This is a genomic window from Planctomyces sp. SH-PL14 (assembly GCF_001610835.1).
Classification (GTDB): Bacteria; Planctomycetota; Planctomycetia; order Planctomycetales; family Planctomycetaceae; genus Planctomyces_A.
In genome coordinates this window covers 6,245,214-6,264,578 of the sequence record NZ_CP011270.1, presented here as the reverse complement: position 1 = coordinate 6,264,578, position 19,365 = coordinate 6,245,214, and the positions used below count along the sequence as shown (strand labels likewise).

The 19,365-nt window shown below is 67.4% G+C and carries 17 protein-coding genes; 9 read left to right on the top strand and 8 right to left on the bottom strand.

Features of this window, described 5'->3' with window-relative positions; genetic code table 11:
• Window positions 1-267 precede the first annotated feature (267 nt).
• Genes VT03_RS23960 through VT03_RS23935 form a run of 6 tightly spaced genes read left to right on the top strand, consistent with a single transcriptional unit; the run spans window position 268 to window position 6,490 of the window.
• Entirely contained in the window at window positions 268-1,266 is a 999-nt protein-coding gene (locus tag VT03_RS23960) for a glycosyltransferase family 2 protein (protein WP_231870503.1), read from the top strand.
• Window positions 1,259-2,305 (top strand): NAD-dependent epimerase/dehydratase family protein, encoded by a 1,047-nt coding sequence (locus VT03_RS23955; protein WP_075095342.1) that lies wholly within the window; start codon window positions 1,259-1,261, stop codon window positions 2,303-2,305. The genes VT03_RS23960 and VT03_RS23955 overlap by 8 nt, the downstream gene beginning before the upstream one ends.
• Window positions 2,302-3,393, top strand: coding sequence for a DegT/DnrJ/EryC1/StrS family aminotransferase (locus VT03_RS23950; RefSeq protein ID WP_075095341.1), 1,092 nt, complete (start codon window positions 2,302-2,304; stop codon window positions 3,391-3,393). Before VT03_RS23955 ends, VT03_RS23950 begins: the two co-directional genes overlap by 4 nt.
• A 9-nt stretch (window positions 3,394-3,402) precedes the next feature.
• The gene (locus tag VT03_RS23945) at window positions 3,403-4,236 is read left to right on the top strand and encodes a class I SAM-dependent DNA methyltransferase (protein ID WP_075095340.1); all 834 of its coding nucleotides are present in this window, start codon (window positions 3,403-3,405) and stop codon (window positions 4,234-4,236) included.
• Window positions 4,233-5,885, top strand: a complete 1,653-nt coding sequence (locus tag VT03_RS23940) for a glycosyltransferase family 39 protein (protein ID WP_075095339.1) — start codon at window positions 4,233-4,235, stop codon at window positions 5,883-5,885. Before VT03_RS23945 ends, VT03_RS23940 begins: the two co-directional genes overlap by 4 nt.
• Window positions 5,882-6,490 carry a class I SAM-dependent methyltransferase gene (locus tag VT03_RS23935; protein ID WP_075095338.1) on the top strand — a complete coding sequence of 203 codons (609 nt, stop codon included), beginning with the start codon at window positions 5,882-5,884 and terminating at the stop codon, window positions 6,488-6,490. Before VT03_RS23940 ends, VT03_RS23935 begins: the two co-directional genes overlap by 4 nt.
• A gap of 323 nt (window positions 6,491-6,813) precedes the next feature.
• Here VT03_RS23935 and VT03_RS23930 read toward each other — a convergent pair whose 3' ends face one another.
• Window positions 6,814-7,782, bottom strand: coding sequence for a hypothetical protein (locus VT03_RS23930; RefSeq protein WP_075095337.1), 969 nt, complete (start codon window positions 7,780-7,782; stop codon window positions 6,814-6,816).
• A 203-nt stretch (window positions 7,783-7,985) separates the two neighbouring features.
• Between VT03_RS23930 and VT03_RS23925 the strand changes: the two genes are divergently transcribed.
• Complete coding sequence (locus VT03_RS23925) at window positions 7,986-9,473, top strand: diaminopimelate decarboxylase family protein (RefSeq protein ID WP_075095336.1); 1,488 nt, start codon at window positions 7,986-7,988, stop codon at window positions 9,471-9,473.
• Window position 9,474: 1 nt separating this feature from the next.
• Window positions 9,475-10,602, top strand: coding sequence for a hypothetical protein (locus tag VT03_RS23920; RefSeq protein WP_075095335.1), 1,128 nt, complete (start codon window positions 9,475-9,477; stop codon window positions 10,600-10,602).
• Window positions 10,603-10,928: 326 nt separating this feature from the next.
• Here VT03_RS23920 and bioD read toward each other — a convergent pair whose 3' ends face one another.
• The 5 genes from bioD to VT03_RS23895 form a co-directional block, all read right to left on the bottom strand.
• Entirely contained in the window at window positions 10,929-11,612 is a 684-nt protein-coding gene (gene bioD / locus VT03_RS23915) for a dethiobiotin synthase (RefSeq protein ID WP_075095334.1), read from the bottom strand.
• Between the two features lie 95 nt (window positions 11,613-11,707).
• Entirely contained in the window at window positions 11,708-14,017 is a 2,310-nt protein-coding gene (locus VT03_RS23910; RefSeq protein ID WP_075095333.1) for a PPC domain-containing protein, read from the bottom strand.
• 162 nt (window positions 14,018-14,179) lie between these two features.
• Window positions 14,180-14,734: a hypothetical protein gene (locus VT03_RS23905; RefSeq protein ID WP_075095332.1), complete on the bottom strand. Its 555-nt coding sequence runs from the start codon at window positions 14,732-14,734 to the stop codon at window positions 14,180-14,182.
• Between the two features lie 183 nt (window positions 14,735-14,917).
• Window positions 14,918-15,235 (bottom strand): hypothetical protein, encoded by a 318-nt coding sequence (locus VT03_RS23900; RefSeq protein WP_075095331.1) that lies wholly within the window; start codon window positions 15,233-15,235, stop codon window positions 14,918-14,920.
• A gap of 114 nt (window positions 15,236-15,349) precedes the next feature.
• A complete protein-coding gene (locus tag VT03_RS23895; protein WP_075097263.1) occupies window positions 15,350-16,213 on the bottom strand; it encodes a dienelactone hydrolase family protein in 864 nt (287 codons plus the stop codon).
• Window positions 16,214-16,629: 416 nt separating this feature from the next.
• Between VT03_RS23895 and VT03_RS23890 the strand changes: the two genes are divergently transcribed.
• Window positions 16,630-17,421, top strand: coding sequence for a hypothetical protein (locus VT03_RS23890; RefSeq protein ID WP_075095330.1), 792 nt, complete (start codon window positions 16,630-16,632; stop codon window positions 17,419-17,421).
• Between the two features lie 151 nt (window positions 17,422-17,572).
• On the opposite strand, the gene tnpA is transcribed toward VT03_RS23890, so the two are convergent.
• Together tnpA and VT03_RS23880 are read right to left on the bottom strand one after the other, a co-directional pair.
• Window positions 17,573-18,025 carry an IS200/IS605 family transposase gene (gene tnpA / locus VT03_RS23885; RefSeq protein WP_075095329.1) on the bottom strand — a complete coding sequence of 151 codons (453 nt, stop codon included), beginning with the start codon at window positions 18,023-18,025 and terminating at the stop codon, window positions 17,573-17,575.
• Between the two features lie 216 nt (window positions 18,026-18,241).
• A complete protein-coding gene (locus tag VT03_RS23880; protein ID WP_075095328.1) occupies window positions 18,242-19,261 on the bottom strand; it encodes an NAD-dependent epimerase/dehydratase family protein in 1,020 nt (339 codons plus the stop codon).
• Window positions 19,262-19,365: the final 104 nt, after the last annotated feature.

Below are 19,365 nucleotides of genomic sequence, written 5' to 3'. Positions count from 1 at the left end.
GGCCGAACGGTAACACCCCCGACCAGGAAATTCCCGTCGGCTCGTTCATCGCAGGTGCTCCGTTTGGCCACACTGACAGGGTTTCCTCCGGGTTTCCCTGGATAAAGCCAAATTCATCTAAGGTCGCTTGTGCATGGTTTTGCATCAGCACATACTGACCTGAACACTTCATGAGCCATTCAGATGAAGGCTCTCTCAATAAATCCTGAATATCTCCTCAATTCATAGTCCCGTCGTCTGTTGAACTGACCGTTGGAATTATCGCTCGTGATTCCGGTCTTCAATGGAGCGCAGACGATCGAACCGGTCGTCGATGCGGCGCTGTCGGTCTTTGCAGAGGAGCCGGAGCTGGTGGACCTCCGCTCCGGGGGGCGGCTCGAGGTCATCCTCGTCAACGACGGATCGAGCGACGACAGCGAAGCGGTCTGCCGCCATCTCGCGGCCAAGCATTCCGGGGTCGTCCGGTTCCTCCAGCTCTCGCGGAACTTCGGAGAGCATCCCGCGGTCATGGCGGGACTGCACGAGACCCGCGGCCGCTACGCGATCGTCCTCGATGACGACGGCCAGCACCCCCCGCAGGAGGCCGTGCGGCTCTGGCGGGCGATCCGCGAACGTGGCTGCGACGTCGTCTACGGCCGCTACCGCGAGAAGCGCCACCACTGGTTCCGCAACATCGGCAGCCGGCTCAACGGGGCGGCCGCGACATGGCTCCTCCGCAAGCCGCGGCACCTCTACCTCTCGAGCTTCAAGGCGATCAGCAGCTTCGTCGTCCGCGAGGTGACGCGGTACGAGGGCCCCTTCCCTTACATCGACGGACTCATCTTCCAGGTCACCGACCGGATCGAGCAGATCGACGTCGAACACGGACCGCGGCAGGCGGGACGGTCCGGGTACACGTTCCGCAAGCTCGTGCGGCTGTGGATGAACATGTTCCTCGGCTTCTCGACCGCGCCCCTCCGCGCGGCGGTGATGCTCGGGTTCGGGACGTCGGCCTTCAGCGCGTTCCTCCTGCTCGCCGTCATCCTGGACAAGCTCTTCGTCAACCCGCAGGTCCCCGTCGGCATCCCGACGGTCCTGATCGCGATCGCCCTCTTCGCCGGCCTGCAGATGTTCCTCCTGGGGATGCTCGGGGAATACATCGGGCGGATCGTCCTGACGCAGAACGGCCAGCCGCAGTCGATCGTCCGCTACCGGATCGCTCCGCGGGCTTCCTCCACCAATCCCGACCTGGATCCCGATGCCCAGCCGGAGGACTCCCATGCGTGACGACTGGCGCGGGCGGCGGGTGCTGATCGCCGGTGGGCTCGGATTCCTCGGAACGAACCTGGCGCGGGACCTGATCGAGCGCGGCGCCCTCGTGACGGCTGCCGACGTCGTCGATCCTGGGTCGACCGTCGCGGCCAGCCGCCTGCAGGGCGCCGCGGGCGAACTCGCGATCCGCCGCTTCGACCTGCTCGACGCGGAGCCGGTCCGCGAGGCGGTCACCGGCCAGGACATCATCTACTGCCTCGCCGGGCAGGTGAGCCACATCGCCAGCATGAGCGATCCGCTGGGGGACCTCCGCGGCAACTGCCAGATCCATCTCAACATCCTGGAAGCGTGCCGGGAGACCAATCCCGGGGCGACGCTTCTCTACGCCAGCACCCGGCAGGTCTACGGGCGGCAGACCGAGCTCCCGGTGACGGAGCGGAGTTCCGTGGCGCCGGTCGACATCAACGGAGTCCACAAGCGGGCGGTCGAGGAGTATTTCCGGCTGTACGCGCAGCAGCACGGACTGCGGACCGCGTCGCTGCGGCTGACCAACACCTACGGCCCGCGGATGGATGTCGTCCGAGGGGACCGCGGGTTCGCCGGAGTCCTGATCGGCAAGGCGCTGCGGGGCGAGCCGATCTCCGTCTTCGGAACGGGAGAGCAGGTCCGGGACTTCAACTACGTGGGCGATGTCGTCCGGGCCCTTGAGCTGGCGGCCGACCTCCCCGCCCGCGACCTCGACGGGCAGGTCTGGAACTTCGGAGATCCGTGGCCCTGCTCCGTCCGCGACTTCGTCGACGCCCTCAGCGAGCTCCTCCCCGTCCCGGTTCGGCACGTCCCGTTCCCCGAGGGATACCGCTCAATCGAGATCGGCCACTACTGCGGCGACTATCAGAAGTTCCACAACGCCACCGAGTGGTCCCCGGAGGTCCCCCTCCGCGAAGGACTGCGTCGGACGATCCGCTACTTCCGGGCCCATGCGGAGGAATACCAGGTTCCGTTTTCCACTCTGTCCCCCGTTCCCCCCCACACTTCCGTGAGAACGCTCGCATGATTCGAGCCTTCGACTACCGTCCCGAGCTGGCCCGCCACCGGTCCGAGATCGACGCGGCCATCGCCCGCGTCCTCGACTCGGGCCATCTGATCCTCGGTCCGGAGTCGGCGGCCTTCGAAGCGGAGTTCGCGGAGTACGTTGGAGCAAGGCACGCTATCGGCGTCGCCTCGGGGACGGACGCCCTGATCCTCGCCCTGCGTGTCTGCGGCATCGAGCCGGGGGACGAGGTGGTGACGGTCGCCAACACCTCGGTCCCGACCGCCTCCGCGATCCGCGCCGTGGGAGCCATCCCCCGCTTCGCCGACGTTGACCCGCGGACGTGGCTCATGACGGCCGAGACGATGTCGGCCGCGCTCACCGGGCGGACCCGGGCCGTGATCCCCGTCCATCTCTACGGCAACCCGGTCGAACTGAGCGAGATCGTCCCCCGGGCGCACGACCTGGGCCTGCGGGTCATCTCCGACTGCGCCCATGCCCACGGGGCCCGCCGCCGAACGCAGCGGATCGGCCCGATCGCCGATATCGGCTGCTTCTCGTTCTATCCGACGAAGAACCTCGGCGCCTTCGGTGACGCCGGGATGTGCGTGACTCATGACGACGCCACCGCCGCCCGTCTGCGGACGATCAAGAACTACGGCATGGACGCCGAGCGGGTGGCGCAGTGCGACGGGATCAACAGCCGGCTCGACGAGATCCAGGCGGCGATCCTGCGGGTCGAGCTCCGGGCCCTCGACGCCACGAACGCCGCCCGCCGGGATCTGGCGGAGCAATACCGCCGCGGCCTGGCCGGCAGCGTCTACGCGGTTCAGGAGATCGAGCAGGGGATGGAGGCGGTGTACCACCAGTTTGTCATCCGCTGCCCGGACCGCGACGCAGTGATCGACCGCTTCCGCCGCCACGAGATCGGATACGGCATCCACTACTCGCCGCCGCTGCACCATATGCCCGCCTTCCGCCCGTTCCACGCCGGCCGGCCGCCGCTCCCCGTGGCGGAGCAGCTCGCGCGGGAGGTCCTGTCGCTGCCGCTCTATCCGGGGCTCCGTCCGGATGAGGTCGACGAGGTGCTCTCCGTCCTGCTCGCCGGGTGAGGAACCGCGATGAACGCTGCCGAGTACGAACGGCTCGATCGCGCCGAACGGGACCACTGGTGGTTCCGGGGGCTGCGGGGACTCCTCGCACAGCTCCTCCGGACGTCGCTTCCCGCCGATCCGGCGCCGACCTCGATCCTCGACGCCGGTTGCGGCACGGGGGGGAACCTGCAACTCATCGCGGAGCAGCTTCATCCGCGGCACCTCGCCGGCTTCGACCTTTCGGACGACGCGGTCCTGCGGGCGCGGGAGAAAAACCCGGGGGCGGACGTCTACCGCTCCGACCTGACCCGGCCCGAGCTGCGCCACGCGCCGTATGAGCTGGTCCTCTGCTGCGACGTCCTCTACGCAACGGGGCTCGGTCCCGCCCGCGACGGGCTGGCCGCTCTCCGGGACAGCCTCGCGCCGGGAGGGGCGCTGCTCCTGCATGTCCCCGCCTATCAGTGGCTCTACAGCGCCCACGACGCCGCGGTCCACACGCGGGAGCGGTTCACGCTCGGGCAGATCCGGGATCTCCTGGCGTCGCTGGAGCTGCAGATCGAGACCCTGACGTACCGCCTCTCGCTCCTCTTTCCCCTCGTCGTTCTCCGCCGGCTCCCGGACCTGCTCGGCCTCCGGGCCGTCGGCCGCGACGAGGCGGTCTCCGATCTCTCGGTCCCGTCGGGGCCGGTGAACCGCCTGCTGCTCTCGATCGTCACCTTCGAAAACTGGCTGATCGCCCGGGGGATCCGCTTCCCCTTCGGCTGCTCGATTGTCGCCGTCGGCCGCAAGCCGCTGGCCGGCGAGATCGCTGCCCCCGCTTTCGTCTCCGTCCCCACCCCCGCTCCGGAGAACGCGACTTGAAGACCCTCATCGTGGCCGGCACAGCCGCCCCGCAGGCTCCCGCGGTCGAGCGATCGTCCGCCAAGTCCCGCGTCACCGCGCAGGCCCTCTCCCCGTCGCAGGAGGCAAGTCCCGCGAAAACGTATGCGGCGGACGACTGGGCGCGGTGGATCCTCGTGCTGGCGTTCCTGTCCGGCGTCGCCTTCATGACGCCGGTCCTGTGGGCGGGACCGCTGGCGCTCGACGAGCACGGGACCTACTGGCTCACCGGCCCGGAGAACCCTTCGACCCTCGCGATCCGGAGCCTCAACTACGAGAACATCCCGCCGCTCGCCCCGCTGATCCAGCGGGCTTTCCTCGAGGTCTTCGGCGAGTCGGAGTTCGTCTTCCGGCTCCCGGGGATCCTCTGCTTCTGGGGGGCGATCGCCGCGGCATACTGGCTGGGGCGGGATCTGCAGGGGCCGCTGCTCGGAAGCCTGACGGCGCTGATCCTCTCGTGCTGGCCGGCGGTCGTGAGCGAAGTCCGCCTCGCCCGCGTGTATGGCCTGTCGCTCCTGCTGGCGACGATCGGCTTCTGGCTGGCGGTCCGCTGGCTGCGGGCACCGGACGAGCGCCGCTGGGGTCCCCTGTGGGCCCTGTGTGCCGTGGCGCTCATGTGGACCCACTACCTGAACGCCTTCGTGGTGATCTTCCAGTTCCTGACGCTCCTCCCCATCGTGCTGGAAGGGAAGCACACCACGCGGTGGCTGTTCCTCTGCAGCTGCATCGTCGCCGTCGGCGGTGTTCCGCTCATTCCTTCCGTTCTGCGGATGGCTGAGGACGGCCGGCACTTCGGCTTCCAGGGGGACCTCCCCTTCTGGCGCGATATCAGCAAGATCTGGTGGCTGGGGCTCCCGGCCGGCTGGGCCGCGGCGCGGATCGTCGACCGGTTCGTCTCGCGGCCGGTCTTCGGGACGGTCTGGGTCAACCGCCTCCCCCCCGTTCCACTCTGGCTCTGGGGTCTGGTGCCGGCGCTCCTGGTCCCGATCGTCTGCCAGGGGGATCTGGCCAGCCTGGCGAACTCGCGGTACCGCATCGGCTTTGCGGTGCCGGGGGCCTGCTTCATCGCCTGGATGATCGTGCGGAATGTCCGGCCGCTGCCGGCGATTGCCGGCTGCCTCATGGCCGCGACGGTCGCCACAGTAACGGCCGACACCCCTCCCTGGCGGCTGAGGCGGCTCGGTTCCGTCGCCTCGCGCGAGTGGCGGAAGATCGCCCGGATCGTCGGCCAGGAGGGGATCGCGGGGGAGCCGCTCTTCGTCCAGAGCGGCCTGGGGGAAGGGTTCCTGATTCCCCGCGACTACCGCGACCCTCTTATGCACGACTACACGGCGAGCCGCCTCGGGCGGTTCTATCTCAAGCAGCCCCACCCGCGGTTCGCTCTCCCGTTCCTGTGGAAGAGCAACGGCGGCATGGTCCGGTACTTTGAAGAACGGCTGGAGGAGCTGCGGGACGCGGAGCAGCCGACGTTCTGGGTCGCCGCGGCGACCGACACCGACCTCAACCTGGCGTCGCTGCACGGCTTTCAGTACCTGGTCCGGAAGGCGGGAGGGCGGGAGCAGGAGAGCCATGAATTCCGCACCGCGCGGCTGATCCACTACACCTTCGCGCCGGTGGATCCCTCCAAGTGACTTTTCTCGTCTCCCTCCTTGAAAGACTGGCCTGCCATCCGGGGTTCTCCGACTTCGCGCGGGGGCTTTGCGAAGGGGGGTTTCGGCGGCATCGCGAGTTGCTTGCGCGGGAGTTCCCGGAGGCGGGTCCGCGGGTTCTCGACGTCGGGTGCGGCTCGGGACTGCTGGCCGCGAGTTTTCCGCCGGAGCGTTATCTGGGGGTGGATCTGCAGCCGGAGTTCCTTCGACGGGCTCGTGTCCGCAATTCGGCCCATGTGTTCTGCGCGATGGATGCCCGCGGGCTGGGGTTGGCGGATGGAGCGTTCGACGCCGCGCTGTTGTGCGGCGTGATCCATCACCTTGATGATGCCGGTGCGGGGGCGTTGCTGGGAGAGGTTCGTCGGGTCTTGCGGCCGGGGGGGCGGCTCCTGATGTGGGAGGATGTCCCGACCCGCAGTGCGGGGAACCTGGTGGGGCGGCTGGTGCACCGGTTGGATGCGGGGGGTCTGATTCGCACGGCGGAGCATTATGCGTCGCTGCTGGAGCCGGTGTTCGAGGTCGAGTGGACCGAGCCGTTGCGGAGCGGGTTTATGGATTATCAGGTGTACGCGGCTCGGGCGCGTTGAGTCTTGATGGAGCTTTAGAACCGGGGTCCAGGGGGAACCCCTGGTGGGGGATGCAAGGGGGCCTGTGTTGTTTCTCTGGCCCCCTTGCCCGCCGGAGGCCTGGCCGTCGAGAGATCTCTGAAGGAGTTGGTGTCCAAGAGCGGACAACGTGCCGTATGCCCCCCTCACCAAACCGCGGGGATTGCGGAGCGAGCGGTGAGTCCTCAACGCCGGTTCCACAAAGGGGACGTCCGTTGTTTACCACGGTTCCTCGTGAAAGTGCCTCCGGCGGCAAGGGGGCGAGGCCCCCTTGACCCCGGCGGCCGTAGCACGTTGGGTTTGAACTACGAGAGTCGTGCCGGCAAGGACGCCGCTTCCGCCTCCAGCTGCGCCAGCTCCGTCCGCATCTCGGCCAACTCCTCCTCAGCCGTCCTAATCCGCTCCTGCAGCGCCGCAATCTGCTTCGCCGTCGACCCCTTCAGCAGCCGCCGCACCACCCCCAGCAGCAACAACGCCCGCCAGGTCCGCATCAGCATCCCCCGCATCCGGAAGACACGCGCCGTCCGGCTGAGTTTGGTGAGCTGATGCAGCCGCAAAAGACGACCGATCCGAAGAGCCCGCAGGAACTCGACGAGCGGCAACAGAATGATCGCCAGATCAAGCCAGTGCTGCTTCACGTACTGCAGCTTCCGGGTGACGATCGTGATCATCACCAGGAACTCCATCGTAAACAGCGTCCAGATGAAGGCGGAGCAAAGCCGCAGCGCCAACTCCCAACCCCGAAGCTGCTCCTGCTTGTCGAGGAACATCATCTCGACGCCCAGCAGCGGCAGGACGAGCAGCGCCACGCCGATCATCGGCAGCCCCAGCCGCCGTTCGACTTCTTCGGCCAGCTCGTCGTCCGCCACCCGCCAGCCGAGGCCGGGCAGCCAGACGTGCCGGCCGCCCGCATGGTCCCGTCCCACCAGCCGCGCCGGCGGAAAGAGAACGCAGACGAGATCCCGCCCCCACCGCGGCGTCCCCGCCACCGAATGGCCGAGCGCCTCCAGGAGGAGCAGCCCCGCGGCCCCCGCCAGGATGGCAACACAAATCCAGATGCCGATCGCGTAGGGCTCATCCGCCTGGCCGGCAGGCAGGTGCAGCAGGATTCCGAGCGTCAGCGTGAAGAGCGTCGTCAGCCCGAACATGACGGGAGCCAGACGGCGGTCGAGCGGCGTCGGTCCCGACGCGTCCGTGTGTTCACCGGGCGGACCTCCGGAGGGGACCGGAGCCGATTCGAGCGGGGGCGAAGAGGGGGCCTCGAGCGGGAGCATTTCGACGGGACCATCGTCCGGCCGTTGCGGAAAGTCAACAGGAGTTCGAAACCCGGCGCAGTCGCTGGAACCGGAACATCCGGAATGCGGTCTTCTCGCAACTGGCGGCCAATATTACGAAGTCGTCAGGCAGACGACCGTTTGGCGGGCAAGATTACCGCAGTTCCTTCGCACACTTCGGAACCCGAATCCTCCCCCATTCGATGCCCAGGCTGACGCTGACGCGACGACTCAAACGGGCCGTGACCTCCGTCATGGTCGAGCGGGTCGTCCGCGCCGATCGGCGGGAGCGGGCGGGCCTGCCGCGCGAGCACGGGGGGCTCACTCCCCAGCTGTGGGGCTGCGGCGTTAACGACCGCGGTGAGCTCGCGATCCGGGATGTCTCGCTCGTCGACCTCGCCCGGCAGTACGGCACGCCGCTGCATGTCGTCGACCGCGAGCGGCTGGTGCGGAACGTCGAAGACTTCCTCGGCCCCTTCCGGCAGCGGTATCCCCGCGTCCGGCTCGCCTCCTCGTACAAGACCAATCCCGTCCCCGGCGTCCTGCAGATCCTGCATGAAGCGGGGACGCTGGCCGAAGTCATCTCTCCCTTCGAGCTGTGGCTCGCGCTCCAGCTGGGGGTTCCCGGAGAGCAGATCGTCTACAACGGCCCCGGCAAGACGCCGGAGTCACTGCGGCAGGCAGTCGAGGCGGGGATCCGGCTGATTCACGTCGACGGCCTGCATGAGATCGAGACCATTGCCGCCGCCGCCCGGGAGTTCGGGAAGCGGCCGAGGGTCGGGCTTCGCGTCGTCACCTCGGTCGGCTGGTCGGGGCAGTTCGGCCTGAGTCTCGCCGACGGCTCGGCCCTCGGGGCCTTCGCCGAGATGCGGCGGCATCCGGCACTCGAACCGGTCGGGCTGCACCTGCATATCGGCACCGGCGTGAAGGACGTTGCGGCGTATGCGACCGCGGTCGAAGAGGTGCTTCGCTTTGCCGGCACGCTCCAGCGCAAGCTCGGCGTGACGATCGAGAGCTTCGACTTCGGCGGCGGCTTCGGCGTTCCGACGGTCCGGACTCGATCGGCCTGGGACGACCGCCTGAACCATCACGGACACCCGGCCCGACTGGCGATCCCGGCAGACTGCCCGACACCCGACGACTACGCCGCCGCCCTGGTTCCGCTGATCCGGAAACATTGCGGCGACCGGGAGCCCGAGATCCTGCTGGAGCCGGGCCGGGCGATCACGAGCAGCGCCCAGGTGCTGCTCCTGCGAGTCCTGGCGGTGAAAGAGGCCGGCGACGGCCGCCGCTCGGTGATCCTCGACGGCGGAAAGAATCTCACGCTGCCGCTGGAGTGGGAGACGCATCAGATCTTCCCGGCGAGCCGGATGAACGAGCCCGAAGCCGCCACGTGCGACCTGTATGGGCCGCTCTGCCATCCGGGGGATGTTCTGGCGCGGCACAAGCGGATGCCCGCGCCGCGGGCCGGGGACATCCTGGCCGTGATGGATGCCGGGGCGTACTTCGTTCCCAACCAGCTCAACTTCTCGCAGCCGCGACCTGCCATTGTCCTGATTGAGGGCCGCCATGTCCGTTGCCTCCGCGAACGTGAACGGTTCGAAGACATCGTCCGGCTGGACGAGTGTGTTCGCTCCGACACCGGTTCCCGCGCCGCCTCCCCTGTCGTCTTCCCGCCGGGAGCGACGTGAGTTGACGACGCTTGTGATTCTCGGAGCCTCGGCCACCGCGCTCGCCGTCGTCCGCAGCGGACAGGACGTCGGGCTCCGGACCATCGTGCTCGACACGGAGCGCCGCGACGCCGCTTACAGCCGCTTTGCCGAGTTCCGACAGCTCCGCTCCGACCATCCGGCCGAAGTCCTCGAAGCACTCCGGACCCTGTCGCAGGGGGGCCCGACCGCGCTGCTGGCCGAGAGCGACGTCTGGCTTCGATTCCTGCAGCAGCACCGCGACCAGCTCGCGGGGCGGTTCCAGATCCTGCACGCCGACGACGCCGCGCTCGGACTCTGCCTCGACAAGGAAGCGTTCCACGGCTGGTGCGACCGAAACGAGGTCCCGACGCCGCGGCGGTACGACGTGGCGGACTCCGGCGCGGTTCATTTTCCGGTTGTGGTCCGGCCACGGATTACGTGCCATCATCGGTCACGGGAAGTTCCGAAGGCGGTCGAGGTCCGCTCGCCGGAGGAACTGTCCGCCGTCCTGGAGCGGTTCCGATCCGCGGCCGTGGAGCCGGTGCTTGCGGAATCGCTGCTGCGGCCTTCGATCCGCTGTTACTCGGTGGGACTGGCCCGCCGCCGCGACGGGGAGATTGAGAGTCTGGTTGCTGAGCGGGTCCGTCCCGCACCGCGGCACTGTGCAGCCGGCACCTATGTGGCGCTCGCTCCGCAGAGACGGGTCCAGGAACTGGCTGAGACGATCGCCCGACGACTGGACCTGTATGGGTTGGCCGAGATCGAGATCCTGTACGACGACGCGACGGGCGAGCTGTTTGTGATTGAGGTCAACCCGCGTCCCTGGTTGCAGTTCGCGCTGGCGGACCGTTCGGGACATCATCTGCTGGCGTTCCTGCTCGGTCGCGAGACGCGGAAGCCACGGCGGCGGCGGGAACGGGGGGTGGCCTGGATCGATATCCCGGCGGATCTTTATTGCTGCTTCTCGCGCAAGAAGGGGGCTCTCTGGAACGGGGACCTGACGGTCGCGGGCTACCTCAAGTCGATGCTTCAGCTGCATCAGCATCCGCGGTTATCGTGGCGTGACCCGCGGCCGATCATTGAGAGTTTGAAGGCGTTCTGGCCGCCGTGGGCGCGGCGTACAAAGTGACAGCAAGAGCTGGGTCCAGGGGCACCCTGGTCAGGGGGTGCAGGGGGCAGAATGCCCCTTGCCCGCCGGAGGCCTGGCCGTCGGGAGATGTCTGAAGGAGTGAGCATCCGAGCGCGGGCGCCGTGCCGGATGCCCCCTCACCAACCCGCGGGGAGTCCAGAGCGAGCGGTGAGTCCTCAACGCCGGTACCACAAAGGGGACATCCGTTGTGTCCCACGGTTCCTGATGGAAGAGGCCTCCGGCGGCAAGGGGGTGAGACCCCCTTGACCCCAGCGGCCGTGGCACGTTGGGTTTGAGCTATCGAGTCGTGCCGGCGAGGACGCGAGTTAAGTCTTTCCGCCCAGCACGTCCTGCGTCCAGCCGACATCCATCTCCCGCTGCTCCCAATCGACGTGCGCCAGGCACGCCACCCGCCCACGACGGACAATCTCCGTAATGTTCTCGTCCCGAGCCGACCGGTCGAGGTGCGGCCCCACATCGTTCATGATGAACCCAAGCAGCGGGATCTCGCGCGAACGGACCGCCTCAATCGTCAGCAGCGTGTGGTTGATCGTCCCGAGCCGGTTGGCCGCAACAACCACCGTCGGAAACCGCCAGACCGCCAGGATGTCCGCCAGCGTCGTCTGGTGCGTCATCGGACAGTGGATCCCCCCTGCCCCTTCGATCACCAGCACGTCCACGCGACTCCGCCACCAGTCGATCCCGGTCGTGAGCTGACTGCGATTGACGTCCTTCCCCTCGCGAGCCGCCGCCAGCGGCGGAGCCAGGGGAGCGGCGAACCGCTGCGGGCAGATGGCATCAATCGACAAATGCGGGTCATCGACCGCCGCCGCCAGAGCGTCAATGTCGTCCCAGTGGAGTGTGCCATCGGCCGCGGTCTCGGCTCCGCTGCAGGCCGGTTTGTAGGCGCCAACCCGATGGCCCGCCTGCCGCAGTCCGCGGATCAGGAGCGAGGCGACCCAGGTCTTGCCCACCCCCGTATCGGTGCCGGTGACAAAGATGGGAATCATGGGAGTGAGCCGGAAGGCTTAAGGCCGAAGGCGGAACGCTGGAGCACTGAGCCGAACTCGATGCATCTTCTTCCACGGACGACGGCGGTCCAAGACTATTCGACGACGATTCCCGGGACCGGAGCGGTCGCCTTGAGCTTGGCATTGGCCGGCGAGACCGCCTGGAGGACGACCTCCTTGGCCTCGCCCGGCATCGCGTCGGCCGCCGCCTTGAGGACCAGATCCCCTTCGGACTTGTCAGCCGGGATCACGACTTCCGCAGCGGTCACTCCCTTGGGGAGCTTGTCGGCCGTCAGCTTGATCTCCCCCTGGTACGCCGGGTTCCGCTGGACCTGCACCTTGACCGGCAGCTCGGCCCCCTTGGCGATCTTCTTCGGGTTTCCGTCGACCTGGACCGTGAACGCCCCTTCGAGCTTCAGGCCAACCCCTGGCGTGTAGGCGGTCGTGGTGTCATTGCCCTTCTTGTGCGTCCCCAGGAAGACGAGGGTGAACGGACCGAGCGGGGCCTTTTCACCCCCGGTCAACTCGATCTCGACTTCGTTCTTCCCCTTCTCAATCGGCTTCGGGGCGATCGTGATCGTCGCCGGGACGGCGTCCTTGGCGGGTTCCGTCGCGAGCGTGATCGCCTCGTCGAGCCCTTCGCCCCGCTCGGCGATGACCTTCACCTTCGCCTTGAGCTCGGGACCGAAGACGACCTCCGCCGGCTCGACCCGCAACGAGAGCTTCGACGCGGGAGCGACCGCGAGCGCGATCTCCTCCGCCGCGAACGGTGGAACGACCTTCACGCCGGACCACTTCGCCTTGAGGGCGTCTTCCAGACCGGCGGTCGACTGCACGTCCCGATCGCCGATCTTGGCCTTCCCCACGATGCGAACAATCGCCAGGTTCGCCTGCGGGGCGTCCTTGGCCGCCTGGAGCGTCAGGACCGTGGAGTTGATGCCGGGGCCGATCCGCGTGGGGACCGAGGTGACTCCCTGCGGCAGCCCGACCGCTTCCAGATCGATCGCGCCGCCGTAGTCGAGCCGCGACGCCGTGACCGTCACCGGGACGACGCCGCCAGCGGGGATCGTCACGGACTCCGTCGAGGCTTCGAGGGCGAAGCCGGGGGCATAGGGCTCCAGCTCCAGACGGTAGCCGAACTCCGGACCGCCGCGGCCGAGGAGCTCGGTGAGTTCGAGCGTGTAGGGGCCATCGGCGGGGAACGTGAAGTTGATCATCCCTTCATCGGCCCCCTGGTCTTCCGCCGCCGCGACCTGGCCGCCGTCCTTGTTGAGGAGCCGCAGGTTGAGGTCGGTCGGCCAGCCCTCCTGCCGGGTGATCCCCCGGATCACGACCCGCTGCTGGGCCTTGGCGTCGATCACGAACCGGTCGACGTCTCCCGGCGCATCGAACCGGCCGTGGACTTCGCACAGCGCCCCTGGCGCTCCCGGAATCGGCTTCGCTTCCGCCGGCGTATTGTTCGGTTCCTGTTCGGTGAAGACCGGCGAGTCGACGACCGAGACCCAGGTGAACCCGTCCGCGGCGGCGTCGGAAGCCCGGAACCGGACCCCCTGCCACGTGCTGTCCCCGGCCGGGACCGTGGCGGCGGGAATGTCCTTCACGAGCGAGCCGGCGGGCTGGATCGTCCCCGGTTGTCCCTTCTGGACGGCCGACGGCACGACGCGGTTGATGAGCGGGAACTGTCCGGCCCGCAGGCGGTAGGCGTGATTGCCGCCCCCCTGGAAACGGATGTCGCGGACTTCGGCCAGGAAGGTGCCGTCGTCTGGCGCGGTGAAGGCGAGCTGGCAGTCGGAGCTCAGGCCGAGGGCGTCGTCGCAGTAGGTGATTTGCTTGCCGTCCGCGCGGTGGATCACGAGGCTCGGATCGAGAGGCGAACCGAGTCGGCGGGCGAAGACTTCAAAGGAGATCGTCTCCCCTTTCTTGGCGGTGAAGCGGAAGAAGTCGCGGCCCAGGCTGTCGGCGGTCCCTTCGACCGCACACGGCAGGGTGATCTCCTGGGCCGTGGCGGGGGTGTTGTGCGTGCCGGCTTCGGCGACGACCGGGAGCGGGTCGATCATGACCGGATAGATCGGGCTGACACCGCCGGGGGTCAGGATCCGGAGGCCGTGGATGCCGAGCGGGGCCTCGGGCTGGGGGGTGATCTGGAAGGTCACCTGGGCCGCATCGGTGCCGTTCTTGTCGATCGCCGCCAGGGCAATATCGGCCGGGAACGAGGCCCACAGACCTTTCGCTCCGACGAGCCGTTCGCCGCGGACCACGACATTGATCTGCTGTCCGGGGGCGAGGCCGCGTGGAGCGACCGCCGAGATCGCCGGAGCCTGAGCCCGGGCGACAGCTCCCCCACCCGAGAGCAGAAGAGCGGCGGTCAGGAAGCGGACAGCCAGAGAGGAGCCGGATCGTGTCACGGGGAACTCGCTGAGGCAGTGGCGGGGGGAGGACGTCGAACAGGCGAGCCAGTTCAGGCGGGAGCCCAATCATAAGCGAGTGCTGATTGAAGACGCCACCAGCCCGCGGAAAGAATCGGAGGCGATGAAAGCCCACCGCACGGGCGAGTCGCGGCCGCCGCTCTACGTGATTCCGAAGGCCGTGAAGGTCACGGCATCGGTCATCCCTTGCCGCTTCTGCGGGACGAGCTGGCCGGACATCCGGACGGGCGCCCGTGTTCCATCCGAATGGCGGATGACCGCCTCGACGCGCAGCTCCAGCGGTTCGTGTCGCGTCAGTCTCTCCACGACCGGCAACGACGCCGTCCGAACGCCGTTCTTCCCCCGAAACGTGCAGAACGCTTGTGGAACAGGAACCTCTTCCTCCTGTCCGTTTTCCAGGACCAGCGTGACTCGCGTGACGTCGACCTGCTCCAGACGGTCCTCGTGGTCCCACAGATCCAGGGTCACCGAGAAAGGAGGCCCCTGATACTCCGCGTAGACCAGGAACGGGATAAACAGCGGTTCCCGGCAGAGGGCGTTGACGTCGCCCGAATTGTGCACGCGAAAGCCGAACTGATAGTCGCCGTCGCGAATCATGCCGTCGCGCTTCACCTCATAGGAACGATTGCTCGCAACGGCACATCCCGAACCAAGAAGCCCCAGGGCGACGATCACGACATTCCGGATACGGCGCATGTCTCGGGGCCCGGGAAGGGAAGCGATCCGAGAACTCTACAGCGGCGGTTCCAGAACTCATGGACCGAGCCAACATCCGCCGCGACGGTACGGCACGTTTCGCCGGTGTGTTCCGGTCAACGCTCGCGGCACTGGCCCGCGTAACGCGGAGGCTGACCGGACTCCCATTCCGCCTCGATCGCCCTACTCCTTCGGCACGGGCGGCTTCTTCGCGGGCTTCTTGAGCTTGCCCGTCTGGAAGTCCTGCACGACCGCCGCCAGGATCGCGGGATCCTTCTTCGACATGATGTGCGCGATCCGGGTCGCCGGGACCTCGAGCCGGGTCATGGCGTCTTCAGCCGTCTGCCAGTGCTTGGCCTTTTGCTTCTCCGTCGTCGCCAGATAGAGATTCGTGACGAGCTCACTGAGCTTCTGCTCGTCCATTTCATCGCGGTTGTCGTAGTACCGCGAGATGATCTTCTGCTGGTGCGCGCTGTAGTTACGAGGGGTTTTGTCCGCCATGGCCGTCGACTCCTGCTTGCCGTTCCGACCTCACCACGTCCCCCGTCGCGACCGCATCGTGGAGTCCACGACGCGCCGTCCCGGGAGAGGAGGCTCGGACGTTTCTCTCTGTCGTTACGAGACGCCGTGTTTCTTGAACCAGTTGAGCATCTTCTGCCACGCGTCCTTGGCCTGCTGCTCACGGTACGTCGGCCGGTAGTCGGCGTTAAAGCCGTGCGGCGTGTCGGGATAGAGCTCGATCTCCGACGGCTTGCCGGCCGCCTTGAGGGCTTCCCGCATCTTGTCGACCGAGGCGACCGGGATTCCCGAATCGGCCCCGCCGTACAGGCCGAGCACCGGCGCGTTCAGCGCACCGGCAACATCGACCGGATGCTTGGGATGCAGCGGATCGGCCTCGCCGACGAGCCGGCCGTACCACGCCGCTCCCGCCTTCACGTCCTTGCTGTGCGCCGAGTACAGCCAGACGATCCGGCCCCCCCAGCAGAAACCGGTGATGGCGAGCTTCGACGTGTCTCCCTGGCCGCTCTTCTTGACCCACTCGACCGTCGCGTCGATATCGGACATCACCTGCTCGTCCGGGACCTTCGAGACGATCGTGGCGATCAGCTTCTGGATGTCCGCTTCCTTCGAGGCGTCCCCCTGCCGCACGTACAGATCGGGAGCGATTGCCAGGTAGCCGGTCTTGGCGAGCCGGCGGCACAGGTCCTTGATGTGCTCGTGGACGCCGAAGATCTCCTGCACGACGACGATGACCGGGAACGGTCCCTTCTTGTCCGGCTGGGCGCGGTAGGCGGGGATCTCCCCGTCCTTGACCGGGATCTTGACCTCGCCCTGGATCAGCCCTTCGGAGTCGGTCGTGATCGTCTCCGCGGAGACCGGGCGAACCGCGAGGGCGAAGCCGGCCGCGAGAGAGGCGGTCACGAAGCCCCGCCGCGAGACGTCAAATTTTGGTTGCAGGCGAACAAGATCCTGAGACATGGTTCCTCCGTCGACTTGTTGCGCCGCCCGCGGCTCATGCGGAAGCGGCCAGGACATCGTATCGGTTGCGGGGCGCGGGCTGTAGCTTTGGGACCGGAAGCGGTGACGAGGATTCGAGTTCCGGGCTTGAGGGTTCACGAGATCCCAAGCTGGCCTCGACGGCGCGGAGCGATTCCGTGGGGCACCTTCCGGCTTCCGCCTGTCGTCGCACGGTCTTCCGGCATCACGTTCCCCTCCGGCTGTTGCAATCCGGCAACACGGCCAGGGGCTAAGCCGGATGGCGTTCGGACACAAAGCCAACAACTGCAGCATCTTGCCACACACTCAGGCGTGCGTCGGAATGGACGGCACCCGCTTTGCCAAGCGTCTCTGTTCGGCAACCTCGCCTCGTCCGCCGAACCCCACGAAGGCCGCCCGTGACCCTCCGCGACTTCACCGACCTTGCATCACTGATGATGCGGCACGCCTCTCACATCGTCGAAAGCCCGGAGGTCGACGCATCGCGGCTCGCCGAGGCGTACTGGGTTCAGGCCCGCCGCCGGCACGCCCAGTGGAACCGTTTTTTTGCCGAGGCCCGGAACGCCGACGACTGGGCTCCGCTGATCGAAGAGTTCTTCGTCGCCGACGTCCTCTCGCGGGTCTGGGCGGCGATCCTGCTGGCGACCGCCGAGCGCCGCCGCGAGATCCGCGGCCGGGGTCTGATCCATCAGGCGCTCCGCTGGCACCTCGAAGCCCGCAACGTCGTGCTGGAAGTCCTCACGAACGAGTGGGACGACTGGAACGGCCGGGCCGCGCTGCTCGACATCCTTCGCCGCCGGACGGAGCGATGGACCGACCTCCTGATCAGCCCGCTCATCGCCCGCTACGGAGTCGAGGCGGCCGGGTTCTCGCTGGAACGGGCCATCGACTCGAGCACGACCTTCGAACACTCACGGCGGCATCCCGGTTACGAGGGACTGTGGTCGCTGACCTCCGCCGCCCTCCGCGCCAGCATCCCGAACCACGCCGTCGCCACAGCGCGGATCCCGCTCCAGGAAGAGTTCCTGAGCGAGATCCTCTCCGCCCTCCCGGCCTCGGCCTTCGACAGCGAAGGAAGCGTCCGCGGCGAACGGGCGCGGCGGCTGTTTCAAGTCGTCGACGAAACCGCCCCGGCCACGACATGGCAACGATCGCCGCGCTTCAAGAAGCGGTCGGAGACGCCGTCCTGAGCTGGATGCAATCCGATTCGTCCCGCGGTTGTGGGCAGTGCTGTGTGGGTCCGCGAGTCCTCACGCTGAAGGCGTGCAACACCCTAGCCTGGGGCATCGCCCCAGGTCTGGGCGCCGTGGGAGACGCTGAGCCCTGTAGGGGCGACACAACTCAGTCCCACACATACCGCTCGTCGAACTCAACGCCGTGCTTCTGGAAGAGAGCGCGTAGCTCTTCCTGAAACGTCGACTTACGGTGATGCTCGACCTGTCGCGGCACATAGTTGGCCACTGCCTCGACGTTCGATTCGCTGACTGAGAACGCCGCGTATCCGCGCTGCCAGTAGAACCGGTTCAAGTCCGGAAACGACTCCTTGATCCATCGCGAGGAACTCTTCTTCACCTCCTCGACGACATTGGCGAGCGAGAGGTTCTTTGAGAGCGAGAAGAGGCAGTGGACGTGGTCCTCCACACCTCCAATCACCTTGGCGGGCGACTGAAGGTTGGAGAGGACACCGGCGAGATAGCCATGCAGCTCGGGGCGGATGTGGTCCTTCAACCAAGGCGTCCGGGCTCGTGTGCTGAAGACCAGATGGAGATGGTTTTTCACGAGCGATTGCGACATCGCAGGCCCCTCTTGTGACGCCCCTTCAGGGCTCACTCGTTCGTGATGCATCGGACCTGGGGCGTTGCCCCAGGCTATGTTGTTTGACGCCTTCAGCGTCTTCGCCTGATCGCCGGGTCAACCGCTTACTGCCCTGCCCCTTGTGCCTTGGCCCCTTCCCCACCCCAGTCGCTCGCCGAATTGTCGCGGCCGCCCGCCAATCCGACCTCCTCCGTCTCACCGAGCCCGGCTGGCCAGGCGTTTGAGGTCGGGCTCCATGCGCCGCATTCCTTCCTCCACGCTCACGAGGGGGCGGAAGCCGAAGTCCCGCTGGGCGGCGGTTGTGCTGTACCAGTGCGACTCCGCAAGCTGAGCCGCCAGGAACCGCGTCATCGGAGGCTCGCTGCGGACGTGGAGGAGGCCGTAGGCCGACTCGAAGAGGGCGCCGAGGTTCCACGCCATGCGGCGCGAGATCGACTTCTTCACCGGCGGCAGACCCGCGAGCGTCAGGAGTTCGTTGACCCAGTCCCAGAGGAAGACCGGCTGGAGCTCATTGATGAAGTACGCCTTGCCGGCGCAGGGGGAGCCGGGGGCCAGGGCGTCGAAGGCCTGGAGGTGCGCGGCGGCGGCGTTCTCGACATAGCACATCGAGATCTGGTTCGCTCCGTCTCCGACGCGTCGCAGGCGGCCCGATTTGGCGCGTCGGATGAGGCGGGGGATGAGGTGGTTGTCACGGGGGCCCCAGATGAGGTGAGGGCGGAGGGAGACGGTGGCCAGGTCCGGGCCGTTGGCGGCGAGGACCGCCCGTTCGGCGATCGCTTTGCTGTGGGGGTAGTGGCAGAGGTAGGCGTCGTCGGGGGGATAGGGGAGCGATTCGTCGGCGCCCTCGTGGGGGCGGCCGTCGTAGACGACGCTGGGGGAGCTGGTGTAGACGAGGCGGGGAACTCGTTGTTGTCGGCAGCCGGCGAGGACGTTTTCGGTCCCGAGGGTGTTAATGGAGTGGTATTTTTCCCAGCTGCCCCAGACGCCGGGGACGGCAGCGACGTGGAAGACGGCGTCGCGGTTGCGGCAGGCTGAGGCAACGGCGACGGGGTCGGTGAGGTCGCCGCGGATGACGTCGATGCCGAGTTTGGAGAGTTCGGGGTAGGGGCCGCGCGCGAAGATGGAGACCGCGTGGGGACCGTCCGCGCGGGCGAGGAGTTGTTCGACGATATATCGGCCGAGGAACCCGCCCCCGCCGGTGACCAGAAAGCGCATCAGGAGAGCTTAGCGGCCCTCCCTATCGCCGCCACTCCGACCGGGTCCAGGGGTACCCTGGTGGGGAGTGCAGAGGGGCCTGGGTTGTTTTTCTTGGCCCTTTG